This window comes from Empedobacter sp. ULE_I140 (assembly GCF_053482575.1).
In genome coordinates, this window is sequence record NZ_JBQMTX010000001.1 from 1,933,205 (window position 1) to 1,952,388 (window position 19,184).

Annotated in this window: 25 protein-coding genes; 10 read left to right on the forward strand and 15 right to left on the reverse strand. The window is 29.9% G+C overall.

The annotated features are described in order from the left end of the window. Nucleotides 1-63: 63 nt before the first annotated feature. From ACTS9J_RS09160 to ACTS9J_RS09175, 4 genes are all read left to right on the forward strand, one after another. A complete protein-coding gene (locus ACTS9J_RS09160; RefSeq protein ID WP_448353151.1) occupies nucleotides 64-624 on the forward strand; it encodes a Crp/Fnr family transcriptional regulator in 561 nt (186 codons plus the stop codon). 74 nt (nucleotides 625-698) lie between these two features. Next, entirely contained in the window at nucleotides 699-1,025 is a 327-nt protein-coding gene (locus ACTS9J_RS09165) for a DMT family transporter (protein WP_219034623.1), read from the forward strand. Then, on the forward strand, nucleotides 1,025-1,546 hold the full coding sequence (locus tag ACTS9J_RS09170) for a GNAT family N-acetyltransferase (RefSeq protein ID WP_221854488.1): 522 nt from the start codon (nucleotides 1,025-1,027) through the stop codon (nucleotides 1,544-1,546). Before ACTS9J_RS09165 ends, ACTS9J_RS09170 begins: the two co-directional genes overlap by 1 nt. Nucleotides 1,547-1,641: 95 nt before the next feature. Next, nucleotides 1,642-1,968 (forward strand): DUF493 family protein, encoded by a 327-nt coding sequence (locus ACTS9J_RS09175; RefSeq protein ID WP_448353152.1) that lies wholly within the window; start codon nucleotides 1,642-1,644, stop codon nucleotides 1,966-1,968. Nucleotides 1,969-2,451: 483 nt separating this feature from the next. On the opposite strand, the gene ACTS9J_RS09180 is transcribed toward ACTS9J_RS09175, so the two are convergent. The 6 genes from ACTS9J_RS09180 to ACTS9J_RS09205 form a co-directional block, all read right to left on the reverse strand. Next, entirely contained in the window at nucleotides 2,452-2,943 is a 492-nt protein-coding gene (locus tag ACTS9J_RS09180; RefSeq protein ID WP_038334348.1) for a 3'-5' exonuclease, read from the reverse strand. A gap of 3 nt (nucleotides 2,944-2,946) precedes the next feature. Next, a complete protein-coding gene (gene miaA, locus ACTS9J_RS09185) occupies nucleotides 2,947-3,861 on the reverse strand; it encodes a tRNA (adenosine(37)-N6)-dimethylallyltransferase MiaA (RefSeq protein ID WP_125349391.1) in 915 nt (304 codons plus the stop codon). 95 nt (nucleotides 3,862-3,956) lie between these two features. Then, nucleotides 3,957-4,418: a MaoC family dehydratase gene (locus ACTS9J_RS09190; RefSeq protein ID WP_038334338.1), complete on the reverse strand. Its 462-nt coding sequence runs from the start codon at nucleotides 4,416-4,418 to the stop codon at nucleotides 3,957-3,959. A 163-nt stretch (nucleotides 4,419-4,581) separates the two neighbouring features. Beyond that, the gene (locus ACTS9J_RS09195; RefSeq protein ID WP_115000587.1) at nucleotides 4,582-4,935 is read right to left on the reverse strand and encodes a YkvA family protein; all 354 of its coding nucleotides are present in this window, start codon (nucleotides 4,933-4,935) and stop codon (nucleotides 4,582-4,584) included. Between the two features lie 101 nt (nucleotides 4,936-5,036). After that, nucleotides 5,037-5,681, reverse strand: a complete 645-nt coding sequence (locus ACTS9J_RS09200) for a peptidylprolyl isomerase (RefSeq protein ID WP_221854483.1) — start codon at nucleotides 5,679-5,681, stop codon at nucleotides 5,037-5,039. Nucleotides 5,682-5,741: 60 nt separating this feature from the next. After that, a complete protein-coding gene (locus ACTS9J_RS09205) occupies nucleotides 5,742-5,957 on the reverse strand; it encodes a hypothetical protein (protein ID WP_038334324.1) in 216 nt (71 codons plus the stop codon). Between the two features lie 111 nt (nucleotides 5,958-6,068). Between ACTS9J_RS09205 and ACTS9J_RS09210 the strand changes: the two genes are divergently transcribed. From ACTS9J_RS09210 to ACTS9J_RS09230, 5 genes are all read left to right on the forward strand, one after another. Beyond that, nucleotides 6,069-6,770, forward strand: coding sequence for a DUF1826 domain-containing protein (locus tag ACTS9J_RS09210; protein WP_221854482.1), 702 nt, complete (start codon nucleotides 6,069-6,071; stop codon nucleotides 6,768-6,770). Between the two features lie 156 nt (nucleotides 6,771-6,926). Beyond that, nucleotides 6,927-7,166: a hypothetical protein gene (locus ACTS9J_RS09215; RefSeq protein WP_038334320.1), complete on the forward strand. Its 240-nt coding sequence runs from the start codon at nucleotides 6,927-6,929 to the stop codon at nucleotides 7,164-7,166. Then, complete coding sequence (locus tag ACTS9J_RS09220) at nucleotides 7,154-7,882, forward strand: hypothetical protein (RefSeq protein WP_221854480.1); 729 nt, start codon at nucleotides 7,154-7,156, stop codon at nucleotides 7,880-7,882. Before ACTS9J_RS09215 ends, ACTS9J_RS09220 begins: the two co-directional genes overlap by 13 nt. Nucleotides 7,883-7,968: 86 nt before the next feature. Further along, complete coding sequence (locus ACTS9J_RS09225) at nucleotides 7,969-8,298, forward strand: translation initiation factor (protein ID WP_115002063.1); 330 nt, start codon at nucleotides 7,969-7,971, stop codon at nucleotides 8,296-8,298. A gap of 65 nt (nucleotides 8,299-8,363) precedes the next feature. Further along, on the forward strand, nucleotides 8,364-9,236 hold the full coding sequence (locus tag ACTS9J_RS09230) for a nucleoside phosphorylase (protein WP_125349389.1): 873 nt from the start codon (nucleotides 8,364-8,366) through the stop codon (nucleotides 9,234-9,236). Nucleotides 9,237-9,307: 71 nt separating this feature from the next. Here ACTS9J_RS09230 and recN read toward each other — a convergent pair whose 3' ends face one another. From recN to ACTS9J_RS09270, 8 genes are all read right to left on the reverse strand, one after another. Then, nucleotides 9,308-10,966, reverse strand: coding sequence for a DNA repair protein RecN (recN, locus tag ACTS9J_RS09235; RefSeq protein WP_416410219.1), 1,659 nt, complete (start codon nucleotides 10,964-10,966; stop codon nucleotides 9,308-9,310). Then, entirely contained in the window at nucleotides 10,967-11,875 is a 909-nt protein-coding gene (gene porD, locus ACTS9J_RS09240) for a type IX secretion system protein PorD (protein WP_115000576.1), read from the reverse strand. An 8-nt stretch (nucleotides 11,876-11,883) separates the two neighbouring features. Further along, on the reverse strand, nucleotides 11,884-13,083 hold the full coding sequence (coaBC, locus tag ACTS9J_RS09245; RefSeq protein ID WP_280035658.1) for a bifunctional phosphopantothenoylcysteine decarboxylase/phosphopantothenate--cysteine ligase CoaBC: 1,200 nt from the start codon (nucleotides 13,081-13,083) through the stop codon (nucleotides 11,884-11,886). Next, entirely contained in the window at nucleotides 13,083-13,406 is a 324-nt protein-coding gene (locus tag ACTS9J_RS09250) for a DNA-directed RNA polymerase subunit omega (protein WP_019973784.1), read from the reverse strand. The genes coaBC and ACTS9J_RS09250 overlap by 1 nt, the downstream gene beginning before the upstream one ends. Before the next feature lie 27 nt (nucleotides 13,407-13,433). Beyond that, nucleotides 13,434-14,315 (reverse strand): outer membrane protein assembly factor BamD, encoded by an 882-nt coding sequence (locus tag ACTS9J_RS09255; RefSeq protein ID WP_291074479.1) that lies wholly within the window; start codon nucleotides 14,313-14,315, stop codon nucleotides 13,434-13,436. 81 nt (nucleotides 14,316-14,396) lie between these two features. Further along, nucleotides 14,397-14,903 (reverse strand): ferritin, encoded by a 507-nt coding sequence (locus tag ACTS9J_RS09260; RefSeq protein ID WP_448353153.1) that lies wholly within the window; start codon nucleotides 14,901-14,903, stop codon nucleotides 14,397-14,399. A gap of 11 nt (nucleotides 14,904-14,914) precedes the next feature. Then, nucleotides 14,915-15,793: a 4-hydroxy-tetrahydrodipicolinate synthase gene (gene dapA / locus ACTS9J_RS09265; RefSeq protein WP_416410217.1), complete on the reverse strand. Its 879-nt coding sequence runs from the start codon at nucleotides 15,791-15,793 to the stop codon at nucleotides 14,915-14,917. Between the two features lie 225 nt (nucleotides 15,794-16,018). Then, nucleotides 16,019-16,486 carry a hypothetical protein gene (locus ACTS9J_RS09270; RefSeq protein ID WP_225540007.1) on the reverse strand — a complete coding sequence of 156 codons (468 nt, stop codon included), beginning with the start codon at nucleotides 16,484-16,486 and terminating at the stop codon, nucleotides 16,019-16,021. A 218-nt stretch (nucleotides 16,487-16,704) separates the two neighbouring features. Here ACTS9J_RS09270 and ACTS9J_RS09275 point away from each other — a divergent pair, with 218 nt between their 5' ends. Beyond that, on the forward strand, nucleotides 16,705-17,370 hold the full coding sequence (locus ACTS9J_RS09275) for an HAD family hydrolase (protein WP_448353154.1): 666 nt from the start codon (nucleotides 16,705-16,707) through the stop codon (nucleotides 17,368-17,370). A 2-nt stretch (nucleotides 17,371-17,372) separates the two neighbouring features. Here the strand turns inward: ACTS9J_RS09275 and ACTS9J_RS09280 are convergent, their stop codons facing one another. Beyond that, on the reverse strand, nucleotides 17,373-19,142 hold the full coding sequence (locus ACTS9J_RS09280) for a MutS-related protein (protein ID WP_448353155.1): 1,770 nt from the start codon (nucleotides 19,140-19,142) through the stop codon (nucleotides 17,373-17,375). Between the last annotated feature and the right edge of the window lie 42 nt (nucleotides 19,143-19,184).

Here is a 19,184-nt window from a genome sequence, read left to right on the forward strand (position 1 = left end):
TTGAATGACTCAGCCTATTTTAGGTTGAGTTTTTTGTTTACTTTTACTAGATAAGTTTCAATAATGGAAATAGAACAAATCTTAAATCAAATTTCGCCACTTTCATCACAGTCTATTCAATTGATAGCAGATAAAATTCAATTGATTCGATTACCAAAAAACACCACGCTTATTGATGCTGATAAAGTTGAGAAAAAGTTATATTTCATCAAAAAAGGAATTGTTCGCGCGTATACGATAGACGATGGAAAAGAAATTACGTTTTGGTTTGGGAAAGAAGGCGATTTGATTTTATCGATGCGAAGTTATGTCGAAAATAAAATTAGTTACGAAACAATCGAATTAATGGAAGATTGTGAGTTATATGAAATTAAATCTTCAGACATACAATTGTTTTATGCGACAAATTTAGAAATTGCAAATTGGGGAAGAAAACTTGCTGAAATTGAATCGATAAAAACTGAAGAGCGTTTTATTTCTAGGCAACTAGGAACGGCGATTGATCGTTATAAAAAATTGTTAGAAGAAAATCCAAGTTTGATTAATCGTGTGCAATTAGGTTATATCGCGTCTTATTTAGGAATTTCTCAAGTGACATTAAGTAGGATTCGCACAGAAATTTAAGCGAATAATTTTTTTACAAATGTAAAAAAAATCTATTTTTTTCTAATTCATCTTTGCATCAAAATATTAACAAAATGAATTGGATTTTATTGATTTTAGGAGGATTATTCGAGATTGGATTTACATCATCTTTAGGGAAAGCCAAAGAAACAACAGGCTCAGAAATGTACATTTGGTATGGCGCTTTTGCAATATGTTTGGTTGCAAGTATGACGTTATTAATCAAAGCAACACAAACTTTACCTTTGGGAACTGCTTATGCTGTTTGGACTGGAATTGGCGCTGTTGGAACAGTTTTAATCGGAATTTTTGTATTCAAAGAACCAGCTAATTTTTGGAGAATATTCTTTATTTTTACATTAATTAGTTCAATTGTAGGATTAAAATTTGTTTCGCATTAATGAACGAAGAAATTACAATAAAAAGAGTTGAAGAAAAACACATTACAGAACTTCAAGAAATCTCTAAAAAGACATTTGCAGATACATTTTCTTCTTCTAACACAGAAGAGGATATGCAAAAATATTTGAACGAAAGTTTTTCAGAAGATCAATTATTAAAAGAATTGAAGAATCAAAATTCGTTGTTCTTTTTTGCAATGATTAACCAAAAAATTGTCGGTTATCTGAAATTAAATATTGGTGATGCTCAAACAGAAGTTTATGATATGAATTCTTTGGAAATTGAAAGAATTTATGTGTTAGAATTGTTTCAAGGAAAGAAAATTGGACAAATTCTTTTTAATAAAGCTGTAGAAATAACTAAAAACCTCAACTTGCATACAATTTGGTTAGGAGTTTGGGAAAAGAATATTTCTGCGATTAATTTCTATTTAAAGAATGGTTTCGAAAAATTCGATCAACATATTTTCAGACTTGGTGATGATGAACAAATAGATTATTTAATGAGATTAAAATTATAAGATTTATAATATGTCAAAATGTCTTATTAATTCTATATTTTATCAATAATGTGAAGTGGTATTGTTTTTGACATTGTAACAAAAAAATAATAGATATGGACACAAATAGAGATTATACATTCGAAGAAATACCAGATAGCTCTCACAATGAGCAAGATTTTTATGCAAAATTCAAAGAAAGATTAGATGATGTACAAAAATTTCCAGCTGATTATTTGTTCAAATTCATTTATCCTTCAAGTGAAGAAACGATGGAAAAAATCAAAGATATTTTTGCAGGAACGAATGCTGAATTTGATTACAAAGCTTCAAAAAATAGAAAATATACATCTATTTCGATTAAACTTTATGTGATTGATGCGGATATAGTAATCAATTATTACAAAGAAGTTTCGAAGATAGAAGGCGTTATAATGTTATAAAAAAGGTTGCAAATGCAACCTTTTTTTATCTTTTTAAAAAGAGTAGGGAGGTATCAATTTTTCAATTATGAAATTAATGTTCCCAGAGTAACCCTCTTTATTATGTTAAATACATAATGTGATTATTTTACTTCTTCGATAAAAACAATTGAAATCAATTTTTTAAATTATTATTTTTTTCAACTTGCAAAGATTTATCGGAACTAAATTTTAGTTTATACTTCATTTTATAAAATTTTGAAAGTTAATTTTCAAAATTTTGCATTCTCAATTCATTTCATAAAATCAACTTATTTAGAATAGAATTTTTGCTTTATTAAATTTTCTTAGAAATAGTGAGTTATTAAAGTTATTATTAATCAATTTTAAATACTTGTAAATACTTACAAATATTTATAAATGGATATATTGCTGAATATAAATTTATTATAATTAATGTAGAATTGTTTTTTAAATGTTTAATCAGATAAATTTTTAGTAAAACTATTTTAATAAGTATAATTGAGCACAAACTTTTGCATCAGATAAAGCTTCATGATGGTTGAGTTGAAGATTAAATCGGCGAGCACAATCGGATAATTTTGTAGGAACAATTCCTTTCTGTTTGAAAATTCTGTATGTACATTCCCACTTTTCGGCAAGGTTAAGTTGAGAGTAATTGAGGCTATAAAACTCCATTGTATTCTTCAAAACAGAACGATCAAACGATTCGTTATGTGCAACAACAAGCTGATTTTGTAAACGATGTTTGATTTCAAAATAGACGTCTTCAAAACTTGGTGCATCAATTGTGTCTTCGGGACGAATTCCATGAACCAAAATATTATGATAATTATATTGATTTTGTGGTGGTTGAATTAACGTGTAATACTCGTCTGTAATCACATTATCTGTCACAGTTACAATTCCAACCGCGCAAGCAGAATTACGATAATTGTTTGCAGTTTCGAAATCGATGGCAACAAAATTTTCCATAATTTATATTTTGTTCGATATAAAATTAATGATATTTTCTTGTTCGAAAGGAGAAAACCAATTGACAGTTTCATCTTTTTTGAACCATGTCATTTGACGTTTTGCAAAACGTCTTGTATTCTTTTTGATTTCTTCTATCGCAAAATCCAATGTAATTTTCTCTTCAAAAAAGTCGAACAATTCTCGATAACCAACAGTTTGCAAAGCATTCAAATCTTTTAAAGGAAATAAATTTTTTGCTTCATTTAATAAACCTTCGTTCATCATAATATCAACTCGACGATTGATTCGGTCGTACATTTCTTCGCGAGGAAGTTCTAAACCGATTTTAATTATGTTAAATGGACGTTTGTTCAAATCTTGATTTCTGAAGTTAGAGAAAGGTAAACCCGAAGATCTAAAAATTTCTAAAGCACGTGTTACACGCTGTTTATTGAAAATATCAACTTCTTCAAAATACTTTGGATCGACTTCTTGCAATTCTTTTTGCAATTTTTCAATTCCAAATTCAGCAAGCTCATTATTCAAATCTTCTCTAATTTTAGGATTAACATCAGGAAATTCGTCAAAGCCAACTGTGATCGCTTTTTCATATAAACCAGATCCACCAACCATGACGCAAATGTCATTTGTTTTGAAATAATTATTCAAAAAAGCTAAGCCATCACGCTCAAAATCACCAACCGAATATTTTTCGTGAATAGAAATATTTTGAATAAAATGATGCTTCACTTCAGTCAATTCTTCCTCAGAAGGAACAGCAGTTCCTATCTTCATTTCTTTGAAAAATTGACGACTATCACAAGAAATAATTTCGGATTGAAAATGTTTTGCAACTTCTATTGCCAAATTGGTTTTACCAATTGCAGTTGGTCCAACAATAGAAATTAAGGTTTTATTATTTTGAATTTTTTGCATGTTATATGAAATCGAGCGCAAGATACTTCGATATTTTATGAAAAGAAAAAGCTTCTATAAAAAATAGAAGCTTTGTAAATTATATTGATCTTTAATTAATCATTAAAGTGGTAAAGGAAAACCACATCCGCCGTATAAGCAGGTTTCGGATTATCTTTAATTTCTAAATTTGCTTCGATGACAACTTTTGCAATTCCTCTCAAATTAGTAATAGATTTCAATTTTGCAGTTAATCTTACCTCACTATCAACCAAAACAGCTTGTCCAAATCTCAAATTTTCAATTCCATAATTGATTAACATTTTGATGTTGCGCACTTCCGCAATTTGATCCCACAAATGTGGAATTAAAGATAGCGTTAAATAACCATGCGCTATTGTTTTTTTGAAAGGTCCTTCGTTAGCTGCTTTTTCAGGATCTGTATGAATCCATTGATGATCTAAAGTTGCATCAGCAAAGCGATTGATTTGTTCTTGATTTATTATATGCCAGTCAGATTTACCGATTTCTTTACCTTCGAAAGCTTTGTATTCATCGAAATTATTAATAATTACCATTATTCAGGTGTTTTAGTTTTTAGTATTGTATTGCTCAAATCTAATGAATAATCGTCAGATAATAAATTTTATTTATGAGAAAGAGAGCATTTTTTGAATAATCTAAAAATAAAAAATCCGACTGAAAATTCAATCGGATTTTTTATAGCTATTTAATTTATTGCTACTCAATAATTTTTGCATCTTCAACATTTGCATAGGCTCTTTGCGTATCTCTCCATGCAAGATATTTAATAATTTCTTTGTTGAAATATTTCATTCCAAAAAGTAAAATCCCAAAATCATCTATCAAACCAAAAGGTCCAAATAGCGCTTCTGGAATAATATCAATAGGAGAAATAATGTATAAAGTTGCTACAAATCCAAGAAATAAATTCATGTTGTCAGGTTTATAACTTCCTTTTTTGTAATCACCTAACATATTGAAAAAAGCCTTTACTTTTTCAAAAAAAGATTTGTCTTTTTGAGCTGCCATTGCTGCTTCTCCAGCGACTTTAAAGAATTTTGATTTTTTCATTTCACAAAATATGTTTTAAAAACGTATTATGTATTACAAAGTACATGCCAAAACATTTAAATTGATTTTTGTGTCATGTTAAAACTTTATGTTACATTGTTTTACTTGTTTTTCTTTTTCAGTTTAATGATTTTTGCATTCAATATTCTGTCAAGCTTTGGATATCTTTCGCGCATTAATTTTGTGCTGTTAAAAATTTCTTCATCTTCCATTGTTTGTCCAGCGTAACCATCATACAAACTTTCTACAACATTCATTCCGTTCACCACTTTTCCAAAACTTGGAAAACCTACTACATCATTGGAATTGATTGTATCCAAACGATGATTATCTTTCAGATTAATAAACAAATCCAAATCTCTTGTGTTTTTTCCTGCGCGCGCAAAACTCAAAGCTCCTTTATTATTTCCAGCAATAACAGGTTCATCTTCTACAATAAACTTTTTCCATTGATTAGAAACAATTGTGTCTGTATTTCCAAATTGGGCGACAAAGTTCGGAACAACACGATAAAAAGTTCCATCTTCGAAAAAATTGTATTTAACCAATTGATAAAAACGATCAACAGCTTTTGGCGATAATTTTCTTTCAACTTCGATATCAATATTTCCTTTTGTTGTTTCAAATCGAGCAACAAAATTTTCTGGTGCCTGTTTCGTTGTCCATTTTTTATGAAAAACCGTTTTGCTAGAAGTACAAGCCGAAAGCGTAATAAGTGTAAATAATGTTAGAGTAATTTGTTTCATGTTCTAATTTTGTGGATTAAACTTAAACAAAAAACGACACTTAGCGTAAGTGTCGTTTCATTATTTTTGCAATTCTTGTTCAATTTTAAAAAACCATTCTGTTTTCTGGTTATAAACTTCCGCTTCGGCAAGCATATAATGTGCTTCTTTGGTTTCTTCATATTTCACGCGATCCATCGTTTCTGGGTTGAAAGGTGGTAAAGGTTGCACTTCTGCACTAAAAGTTTTGGTGTGGCCTTTATATGTAAATGTTTTGGTGATAATTTCTTTTTCCATTGTCTTTTAATCTTTGGTAAAAATACAACTTTTGCAACGGAGAATTTACATTCGGAATAATTTAATTTTTAGGCTGAATTATTTTTTGATAAATAGTAATTTTGCAGCTATATGATTACTCAAAATAATTCTAATCAACAACAAGTTCTTGTCGTTTCTTCGTTTGATGAACTTGTACATACAGCTTTTTCTGGGAAAAATAATGCGATAAATTGGCGGCGAAATTTAGAAGGTGATTTTGAGGAAATTGTGAATCAATTGATTTTAAAAGATGATATTACTGTTATTTCTATTGATGATTTGAATGATTTAGATTTATCTAATGAAGGAATTAAAGCGAGAAATATTTTGATCAATGATTTACAACAATTAACTGATTTTGGCGCTTCGCCAACTTTAAACTTACTGAAATGTTACGAACGCGATACTGAATTTGATTTTATTTCGACAGATGTTTATTCATTTCACGTTGATCGTTCGCCAATTCCTACGGATACTTTTTTGTGCACTTACTATGGCGCTTCCAGTGATATTGTAGCAAATGAAGATGTGGAACAAAAAATTTTGATTCCAGAAATTAGAGAAAAACTATTCGAATTATATGATGGACACATTGATGGTTTTGAAGATTTTTTGAAGGAATATTTCTTTGATTTGCATTATCTAATTCGTCCAGGTGTAGACCCAATTAATTTAGGATTAGGGGATCTTTGGCGATTGGCAGTTGATCATCCAGAACAAAAAGTTTTGCCTTGTGTACATCGCGCGCCGAAAGAAAATAAAGATGAATATCGATTATTGTTAATCTGTTAGGAATAAATTAATCAAATAACATTAATAAAAGTTATATAATTTAGATTCAAAAGATTAGGCTTTTGAATGAAGTCAAGCTTTTATTATTACAATGGTTTCACTAAATTTGCGTATATTTATTGATGAATAATTATTGTTAATTTAATTTCTATTATTATGAACAAAGAATCAGATATACTAAAATTAGAAGAAGCAGGAGCGTTAAATCGTTTAGCTAAATCTGCATCGCAAGCTGCAATTAGAGTTTCAGAAGCATTAGATTTATCAGTTCAATATGTTCAAGGAAATCGAATCATCGAGAGAAAACCTAATGGAGAAATTAAGGTGATTAAAACAATAGATCGAATAAAAGTTCCAGCTGAATTGAAAAAAGGAGCTAAATTATGTCTAAAATAAAACGTTTACGCGTTTTTGCTGGTCCAAATGGATCTGGAAAGTCTACTTTATTCGATTCAATCTCATCAAAATTTAATGCTGGATATTTTATTAATTCAGATTTGATTGAGAAAGAAATTTCTTTAAAAGGTTTTATTGATTTGGATCGATATGAACTAAAACTTACCGAAAAAGATTTTGAAGATTTTAAAACTGAACCTGCTTCAGTTTCATTATTCGAAAAAGCAAATAACGAAGGAAAAGCAATTGATGTGCAGTTTCGAAATAATGTTTTGGTTGATAAATCTAAATCTACACATAGTTACGAAGCGTCTTTTATTACTTCATTTATTCGAAAACACTTATTGATTAAAGGTAAATCTTATTCATTTGAAACGGTAATGAGTCATCCTTCTAAAATTGATGAAATAGTGGATGCTAAAAATCGTGGTTTCAAAACATATATGTATTTTGTCTGTATTGAAGATCCTTTGATTAATATTTCTCGAATTGAAAATAGAGTAGAAAAAGGTGGTCACGCTGTACCAGATGAAAAGGTGATTAAACGATATCATTCTACTTTAATGAATTTATTTCCAGCTTTAAAAATTGTAGATAAAGGCTATATTTTTGATAATTCAACTCAAGAAATGAGATTATTTGCACAAGTTAAGAGAAATGAACTTGAAATAGTTTCGGATAAAGTTCCAAATTGGTTTATAAAACAACTGCAATAAAAATTTTATCTTTGTAATTATATATGGTACAAATGGACGAATTCCAATTTACAACGCCATATATTACAAGGATTACATCAAATACTATGGATTTACAAGATCAATTAAAAAATCTTTTTCCTGATCATATACCTGAGCCAGAAGAAGTGTCAAATGAAGAACAACATGAATTATGGATTCAGAAAGAACCATTGATTTGTAAGTTTGAGAAACGAAAAGGGAAAATAAATACAATTATAGAAGGTTACGAAGGAGAAACAGAAGATTTCAAACTTTTAGCAAAAGAAATTAAGCAATTTTTGGGTGTTGGAGGGAGTTTTAAAGACGAACAAATCATCATTCAAGGAGATTATCGCGATAAGATTATGGCTTTCCTGAAAGATAAAGGGTTTAAAGTGAAAAGAGTAGGTGGTTAATAATTTCTTTACAAAGATTACTGATAAAAATTGTATATTGTTCTCTTATTTTTAATTATAAAATCATGAGTAAAGCAGCATCAGAATTAGTTTTAAATGCAGACGGAAGTGTTTACCATTGTAATATAAGACCAGAGCATTTAGCAGATACTATTATAACAGTTGGTGATCCAAATCGTGTCGAAAAAGTTTCAAGACATTTTGATACAATCGAGCACACAGCAAGCAAAAGAGAAATTGTGACGCATACAGGAACGTTGAATGGTAAACGTTTAACAGTTATTTCGACTGGAATGGGTACAGATAATATTGATATTGTTTTATCTGAGTTAGATGCTTTGGCTAACATCGATTTGGAAACTGGTGAGATCAAAAAAGATTTCAGAAAATTATCATTTGTTCGTATGGGAACTTCTGGAGCTTTGCAAGCGGATATTCCTGTTGATAGTTTCGTTATTGGTTCTCACGGTTTAGGTTTAGATGGACTTTTGCATTATTATGTTGGGAGTGAAGCGGTGATGAATAAAGAGGTAGAAGATGCTTTTATTAAACATGTTGATTGGTCGCCGAATAAAGCGCGTCCATATTTAGTAAAAGGATCTGATTTGTTATTAGATAAATTAGCTTCTGAAAAAACAATTCAAGGAGTAACAGCTACAGCTTGTGGTTTTTACGGACCTCAGGGACGTTATTTGAGATTGCAACCAAATCCAGCTGATATTAATGAGCGTTTAACAACTTTTAATTACGAAGGTTTAAGAATCTCTAATTTTGAGATGGAAACTTCTGCAATTTATGGATTATCAGCAATGATGGGACATGAAGCATTGTCGATAAATGCAATTGTTGCAAATAGAATTTTAGGTGAATTTAGTGCTGATTCTTACAAAGCAGTTGATGCAATGATTGAATATTCGTTAGAAAGATTAACAAAATAATTTCGGAATCATATAAAACAAAAGCTCGAGAATTTTCTCGAGCTTTTTTGATTTTATATAATTTAAGAATTTTAATTCAAATTCATTAATTCTTTTGCTTGATTGATTGCTGCATCTGTCAATTCTGAACCAGAAATCATTTGTGCAATTTCTTCTAAACGTTGTTGTTGAGATAATTCAATAACGTTTGTTTGCGTTGTTTCGTTTACGACTTCTTTGTAAACTTTTAGCTGATAATTTCCTTTTGAAGCGACTTGTGGCAAATGCGTAATCACTAAAAGCTGCATATTTTCTGCCATTGTTTGCATTACTTTTCCTGTTTCATTCGCAACTTTTCCAGAAATTCCTGTATCTATTTCATCTAAAATTAATGTAGGCAAATGTTGATGAGTTGCCAATAATTTTTTAATCGCTAACATCAATCGAGAACGTTCTCCACCAGAAACAGATTTCTCAAAAATACGAGGTTCCATTCCTTTATTTGCTGAGAATAGAAACAAAACTTCATCTTTTCCAGTTGCTGTAAAATCTGCTGTTTCGTTTAATTGAATGGTTAATTGAGAATTTTCCATTCCCAATTGTGACAACGTATTCAAGATATTTTTTCGGATAATTTCGATAGAAGAAAATCTATTTTTTCTAACTTTAATTGATTGGTTTTCAAGTTTTTCTGAGATTGAATTCAATTCTTTATTTAAGTGAATAATTAAATCACTCAAATTATCAAAACCAGAAGTTTGACTTTCTAATTCGTCACGTTTAGCAATTAATTCTTCAACAGAAATCACATTATGTTTACGCAATAATTTATGAATCAAATCGTAACGATCAGTAATTTCTTGTAATCTTTCAGGATTAATTTCAGTCGAATCTATCAAACTACTCATTTCACCCGAAATATCTTGCAATTCTATTTTTGATGAAATCAATCGCTCGTAAATCAAATTGTATTGCGAATTATAATCCGAAATTTTATTCAATTTATTGCTTGCTTCATTCAATTGAGAAATTATTCCCATTTCAGGATGCTCCAAAAATTGATAAGTTTCATTCAAAATCGAAATAATTTCTTCTACATTTGATAAAGATTTTATCTCGATTTCCAATTGTTCTAATTCCTCATTTTTTAGCGAAGCATTGTTCAATTCTTCCCACAAATGCAATTTATATTCTAAATCTTGCGATTGATTTTCTAACGAATTTTGAGCATCTTTTATCTTTTTCTTTGTTGAAATATAGTGGTTAAAATCTTTCCTATATTCTTTCAATAAGTCTTTATTTTCTCCATAAATATCCAACATCGAAAGTTGAAAATCAGCTTCAAAAATTTTAGGTGTATTAAATTGAGAATGAATATCAATCAATAATTCTGATAATTCCTGTAAAATAGAGACTTTAACAGGCGTGTCATTGATAAAAGCACGCGATTTCCCAGAAGGTAATAATTCTCTTCTCAGAATAGATTCGTCTTCATAATCCAAATCATTTTCTTCGAAAAAATCATTCAATTCAAGATTTTTAATCTCAAAAACAGCTTCAATAATACATTTTTCATCAATATTTTTCAAGGCTTTTAAATCGGCACGTTCGCCTAAAACTAATTTTAAAGCACCTAACAAAATCGATTTTCCAGCACCAGTTTCACCGGTAATTGTGGTCATACCTTGATGAAAATCAATCTCCAATTGATCGATAATGGCGAAATTATTAACGCGAAGAGTTTTTAACATTTACTTTTTCAATTTATTCCAATAATTGTCGTTGTATTTTGGCGCGATTGAATTTAAAATTCCTTTCAGTTTCTCGATATTCACCGTAGAAACCTGTCCGCCTGAAAATACTTGACTAATTTCGCTATTTTTTGCTGTTAAGAAAAGTTCTAAAGGATAAAATTGAGAATAATTTCCTCTTTGGTAAAATTCTAACTGCAATAGAGTATTTCCAATAGCATTTTTACCACGAACTTCGTTCTCAGACATAATGTCTAAGCCGTTTCTATGATATTGATAGATGATATTTCGAAGTGTTGAATTATCCGATTTTAAAATATTGTTAATTAAGGCTGTACGCGATTTTATTCCATCTAATTCGCTCCAACCAGAGAAATTATTGTTCGCTTGACCGAAATCTGCAATTTTCTTCGCCATTTTGAAATACTCTGTTCCGCCTTCTTTCGCAAATGTATCTGCATCATATCCCAAAACTAAATAAATGTAATACGTCAATACATCTGTCAAATTTTTTCCACTGAATTTTCGATCATTGAAAATTAACTCTTCAGATTCTTGGTATTGAAACGTAAAATTATCGTCAGATAAATTAAGAACAGGCGTATAGTACGTTGAGTTAAAAACAGGACGACGAGATTGTACCAAAATAGTACCTTTCATTCTGTTTCCCTCACGTTCCGTTACATTGATGACGAAACTAGCTTCAATTCTTTCGTATGTTTTTAAACGATCATTTGTCCATTTTGTTGAATTAATAAACGTTTTTAATGATCTTTCTAAAGTTTGATAAACCTGTGTATTAGATCCCTGAACCTGAGAATAATCGACTTTTACATCTGCAATAATATTTTGCGAGAAAGCCGAAATAGCTAAACACGACGAAAAGAAAATTGAGGCTAATTTCTTCATAATAAATTTTATAACTTATTTAAAATGACATTCAAAATATCTTTTGCAACATCTGTTTTTGATTTTGCATCAAATTGTTGCATCGATAAATCTTTATCAATAATTGTAATTTTGTTTGTATTCTTCTGAAAACCAGCTTCTTTATCTTGCATCGAATTAAGAACAATAAAGTCAAGATTCTTTTTGGCTAATTTTTTCTTTGCATATTCTTCTTCGTTATTCGTCTCTAATGCAAAACCAACCAATAATTGATGTGTTTTGATTTCGCCTAACGATTTTAGAATATCAGGATTTTTCACCAATTCGATAATTAAATTATCATCGTTTTCTTTCTTAATTTTATGCTCAGCCATTTTTTTTGGACGATAATCTGCAACAGCCGCTGACATTACCACAGCATCAGCATCAGCAAAATTAGCGTGCATCGCTTCGTACATATCACGAGCAGAAACAACATTTATTCGATCGATAGGAAAACCTGTAACAGATTCGTGACTTGGACCACTAACCAAGGTAACTTTTGCACCCAAATTAGCAGCAGCTTTTGCAATCTCGAATCCCATTTTTCCCGAAGAATAATTACCTATAAAACGAACAGGATCTAAGTTTTCGTATGTAGGACCAGCAGAAACTACTACTTTTTTTCCGTGAAGTGGGAGAGTAGCTTCGATTGTACTTTCCAAAAACGCAATAATGTTTTCAGGTTCAGCCATTCTACCTTCTCCAATTAATCCACTTGCTAATTCTCCAGCTTCAGCAGGAATACAAATATTTCCGAAAGATTCTAATTTAGCAATATTTTCTAAAGTTGATGGATGTTTGTACATATCCAAATCCATTGCTGGAGCAAAATATACAGGACATTTAGCCGAAAGATAAGTTGCTAGAACTAAATTATCACATGTTCCATCTGCCATATGTGACAACGTATTTGCTGTGCAAGGTGCAATAATCATATAATCTGCCCAAAGAGCATATTCCACATGATTATTCCAATCCCCTTTATCACCGAAAAATTCCCATTCGACAGGATTTTTAGAAAGTGTGGAAAGTGTAAGTGGAGTAACGAAGTTTTGAGCTTCTGGCGTCATAATAACTTTAACATCAGCTCCTTTTTTGATTAGCCCTCTAACAAGAAAAGCGGCTTTGTAGGCCGCTATTCCGGCAGAAACTGCCAAAAGAATTTTTTTACTATGTAAAACAGACATTATTTATCCTCATTTGGATTTCTGTAATATACGTCATTGTCTAACCATTCCTTAACCGCAATAGAAGTCGGTTTAGGTAATCTTTCGTAGAATTTTGAAACTTCGATTTGCTCTCTATTTTCAAAAACTTCTTCTAAAGAATCTGTATGTGCAGCAAACTCATCCAATTTCTGAATTAATTCAGTTTTCATTTCTTGGTTGATTTGTTCTGCTCTTTTACCCATAATTACAATCGATTCGTATAAGTTTCCTGTTTTCTCATCGATTTTATTACGATCATAAGTTTGTGTTGTTGGTGCTGCACCGATATCCTTGAAATTCATAATGAAAGAATTTTATATATTTTACTATTATTTATTATTTTGCTCTTTGCTTAATTCAGCTTGATCAGCTTCAAATTTCTTTTTAGCTACTTCTATATCAGCTAATTGTTTTTTAGTCTCAACCATATCTTTGTCGATTTTCTCCATCAATTTATCAGCTTCTGCTTTAAATTTTGTTTGCGGATAATATCTTGTTAACAAAAGATATTGCGTTCTGGCATCTTGTAAACGTAAATCTTTGTTTTCGATACGAGAGAAATTTAATGCCAATTCTGTTTTAGAACGTAATGAATACATCATTGCTTCTTCACGAAATTTAGAATCAGGATATTCATCAACCATATTGTCAAAAGAAACTCCAGCAGCCTTGTATTTCATTGTTTTGTAATAAACTTTAGAAATTTCGAAAGACTTTAATTCTAATTTTTGTCTAAGTTCTGTAATATAATTATTCGCTTCTGCAACGTGTGCTGATTCTGGATACGAATTGATAAACCCTTGTAACTCACTGATTGCTGTATATGTACTTGTTTGATCCAAGTCATATTTTGGCGAATCTTTGTAATAAGAAAATGCCGATTTGAACAAAGCTTCTTCTGCGCGGCTATCTATAGGATAAGCTCCTGCAAAGCTTTTGAATTGATGTCCTGCTAAACGGAAACTTTTTTCGTTAAAGTTACCTTGTGCCATATTATAGGCAATGTCCGCAGATTTTTCTGTTCCTACAAATGATGTAGAAATTTTTTCATACAATTCGTTTGCCAAATCATATTTACCATCTTGATACAATTGTGTAGCCAATGTAAAGATTTCGTCTTTATCCGTACTTTTCATCGCTTTGTTATAGGTCTTGTTACAAGACACTAAAGAAGCGCCAATTAAAACTACTAAGCTTAGTTTTTTAAACATTCTGCAAATTTAATAAAATTTGAGGACTAAAGTATAAAATATTTTTTTCTTATCCTCTTAATAAAATCTCAAAGTTTTGATTTATTCCAATGTTGTTACTGAGCTTAATGTAACTATATCACGATCAAATAGATATAAACCTCCTTTGTCAGATCCAATCATTTCTAACTTATCTAAGATATTTCTGGCTAATTTTTCTTCCTCAATTTGCTCAGACACATACCATTGTAAAAAATTGTGTGTAGAATAATCTTTTTCTTCTAATGTTAACCCAACAATTTCGTTAATGGATTCAGAAACAAAGCATTCGTGTTTTAATATTGCTGTAAACACTTCTTTTAACGTAGTAAAATCTTGTTTTGGTTCTTCAATTTGTGGTACAAATGCTTTGCCACCTCTTTCGTTGATGAATTTTATTAATTTTAACATATGCATGCGTTCTTCATCAGCGTGAGCGTATAAGAAATTAGCTGTCCCTTCTAATCCTTTTACTTCTGCCCATGAAGCCATAGCTAAGTATAATTGAGAAGAATCACCTTCTAATTTTATTTGTTTATTCAACGCATTTAATACTGAGTCTTTTATCATAATTTTATTTTTTAGATGTTTGATAATAATTGGTTAATTTTTGTTGTCAAATTATCCGAAGCAGGAACTAAAGGTAAACGTGTATAGGGTTTACAAACACCTTTGTTGTCTAAAACAGCTTTAATCCCACAAGGGTTTCCTTCTTCGAAAATAGCACGTGTTATTTCAACAACTTTGTAATGTGCATTATAAGCTGCATCAACTTCTTTGTTTAATGCTTTGCGAATCATCTCTGTAAAGATTCTAGGAATACCTTGACCAATAACAGAAATAACCCCAGAACCGCCTGCTAATGTCATAGGTAAAGCAAATTCGTCGTCACCAGAGATAATGTTAAAATCTTCGCGAGTATTTTTACGAATAATATCTGTAGATTGTAAGAAATCTGGAGAAGCTTCTTTAATTGCAACGATATTTTTAAATTCATTTGCTAAACGAATTGTTGTATCTGCTGTAATATTAGATCCTGTTCTACCTGGTACATTATACAAAATAATATTTGCATTTGTACTTTCAGCAATTGCTTTATAATGTTGGTAAATACCTTCTTGATTCGGTTTGTTGTAATAAGGTGAAACAGTAAGAATTGCACTATAATCGCTCAAATCTGTTTCCTGATATTCTTTAATAACTTCTGCAGTATTGTTTCCTCCAATACCTAAAACCATCGGAACACGATTAGCATTCGCTTTCTTTATTGTTTCGATTACCTTTAGCTTTTCATCTTTTGTAAGCGTTGCAGCTTCAGCTGTAGTTCCTAAAATAACTAAATATTCAACACCACCATCGATACTGTAGTTTACTAATTTTTCTAATGCAGTATAATCTACCTTACCATCTTGTTGAAAAGGCGTAACCAAAGCAACTCCTGTCCCAATTAATTGTTTCATCTTCTATTAAATGTATTAAATCTATTACTAAGTAAATTTCGGAATTATATTTTGAATAGACAAACTATAGCGATTATCTATAATTGGTCTTAGATAAAATCCAAAATCTTCCAAAAATAACAATTAATTTATAGGTTTAAAATTAAATTAATCGAAGATTGTATGATTTTACTTATAAAAAAAAGCCACTCAAAACGAGTGGCTCATATTATTTCTAACTTTAAATTAGTTAAATGTATATTTAAATCCTAAAGAAAAACGACCAGCTTCAAAATCTGAATCATTTGATAATCTCCAATCAGGCTTCCAATCAAAATGTAAAGCCAAAGGAGCAGATGGAATTTTATATTCTAAACCTGCTTGTGGACGAATACCAAATATTGTTTTATCTTCATAATATCCTTTATCTACAAATTTTAATTGAGGTCCAACCCCTACATACCATCCTAATCCGTTTGTACCAGAAAACGGTTGATTATATGTATAATCTGCACCTAAAACAGTAACATGATCTCCAAACATCACCTGTACATTACCAGCGTTTTTACCATCAAAAGAGTGTTTGAATTGTGGACCTACTAATGTTTCTCCATCTCCTAAATCTACAACAACACCTAAAGCATTTTTATAGTTTTGAGCATTTACTTGAGAAATTCCTAATGCCATTACAGCAACTAATAATACTTTTTTCATTTTTATTAAATTTTCAGTTTTTAACTTTGTTATACCATCTATTTTACAAAAAGCGTGCAAATGTTATCTTAATGTTAAGTTTTAACATTTTTAATCGAATAATAATTATATATATTGCTTTGTATGAGTAAGATATTTGGTTAATTTAAAATCATTCTAAAGTTTAAACTTTTACATTATTCTCTTAAAAAAGTTAATTTTGTAGAAACAAAACAATAATGATTAAAACTGTAATTTTCGATATGGACGGCGTAATCGTCGATACAGAACCAGTACATAAATATGCTTATTTCGAACATTATAAAGAACTGAATATTCCAGTTACGGAAGAATTATTTGCTACATTTACAGGACAATCGACAAAGAATGTTTATCAAATTCTGAAAGATAAATTCGATTTGAAAGAAGAAGTGAACGATTTGGTTTTGAGAAAACGTACCATCTTTAATGAAGCTTTTGACACAAAACCAGATTTATATTTGATTGACGGTGTAGAGAAGTTGATTAAAGATTTATACAATAATGGAATCGAACTGATTTTGGCGTCCTCGGCTTCAAAATCGACAATTGATCGAGTTTTTAATCGTTTTGAGTTGAATCAATATTTTACACATAAAATTTCTGGCGAAAACTTTCCGAAGTCAAAACCAGATCCTGCTATTTATCTACATGCAGCTGATTTGGCTAAATCTAAACATGCTGAATGTATAGTTATCGAAGATAGTAAAAACGGAGTGGAAGCGGCTTCCCGTGCGAATTTGTATTGTTTAGGTTACAAAAGTGAAAATTCGAAACAACAAGATATTTCAAAAGCAAATTGTATTGTAGATGATTTTAATGCGATTGATGCAAATTTTATTAAAGAATTTGAATTAACAATTTAAGATTAATCAATAATCTTAAATTGTTTCATTAAGAAAATGGCATTCATCATTTTGGTTGTGCCTTTTCTTAATTTATAATCTGAATAATAATTGTTGTCCACGTTTTTTAATTCGAAACAATAATTAATAATATGATCCGGGTTTTCACCTTCCATTTTCGTTAATTCTAAATCGTGAGTAGCGATAAAACCAATCAATTTTGTGGGAGATTTAATCAATTTTTCTAAAAATTTTTGTGAACCAATTAGTTTATCTTCTGAATTTGTTCCTTTTAAAATCTCATCTAAAATGATGATTTGTGGTTGATCATTTTCTAAACGTTCAATCAAAATTTTCAATTTATTAATTTCATTTTTGAAATAAGAATCGCCAGAAGACAGATTATCAACCGTTCTGATACTTGTAAATAAATCCATTGGGTAAAATGACATTTTTTCTGCACTCACTTTTGCGCCGTTCATCGCTAAAACCAAATTTGTTCCAACTGTTCTCAAAAAAGTACTTTTTCCAGCCATATTTGCACCTGTAATAATCGCAATATTGTTTGGACGATTGGTTTCAAAATCATTTTTTATAACTGTTTTTTCATCTAATAAAGGATGAAAACCATTCGTAATTTTTAATTCATAAGGTTCTTCAACAATTTCTGGATACGTAAACATTTTGTATTTATCATTAAAAATAGCAAACGATACAAAAGTCTCTAATTTAGCCAATTCATCTAACCAAGGTTTGATTTGATGAACCGTTTTTTGAACTTCATTTTCAAATTTGATCGAATAATGTAATAGCCACAAGAAAAATGTATTCAACACAAATCCGACAATCGGGAAATTTGCTGCATCTAAAGTTTCTTTTGTTGAAGAAATTGTCTTGATTAAATCCGATGATTTGAAAGGATTTACAAATGTATTTTGAATTTCTACATTTAGTTTTGATTCAAAATTTTCATTTTCTATATGTCGAAAAACTTCATATAAATTATCCAATTCATCTGCTTTCATTGTCGTATAAGCCACAATTCGTCTTAGTTGTTGCTTATAAAACATGTAAATTGCATTCGAAACAATGACTGCACCTAAAATCCAATAAAAAACAATTTCTTTCGGAAAACCAATAATTGCTAAAGCGATAAAACACAAAATATTCAGAACAGAAAAGATGAGTGGAAATAATTTTATTGAATCAGTATTGAATACACGATTTTCGAACACAAAAATTGAAAATTGATTCATGTTTAATCGCTTTGTAAATGTCAAAAATGTCACAATCCAATTTCTTTTTTCAGCCAATTCTGTAAATGCATTTTGTCTATCAATAATTTCTGATTTGTCTAAAATCAAATTCGATAAAAAATGTTTCAACTGTAAATTTCCAATTCGAGTTTGCGTTTTATTGATTCGATTGAAGATTGAATTTCCTTCTAGAATATCTAAATCTTTGTTGTAAACATTATTGAATTGAGAATTATCTTCAACAAATTGATCGATAGAATCATCCGTTTTTATTTGATTAATAATTTCTAATGCTTGAATTGAATAATTGAGTTGCGAAGAAATTTTAGAAGTTTTAACTACTAAAACGATGAAAACAATAAATAAAATAGAAGAAATAATCAAATACAAATTGTTGCTCGACGTAACATAAAGCAAGAATAATACAATTGAAATAATAAATGCAACAAGTCTGATATTGCTGATTTTATTCTTTTTAGATTTCAATATATTAAAATCATTTTGTAGTTTTTCTTCTATTTTTAGATAGTCTTCCATTCTTAATTTTATTTCTGATTAAAGGTAGTGGTATAAATAATA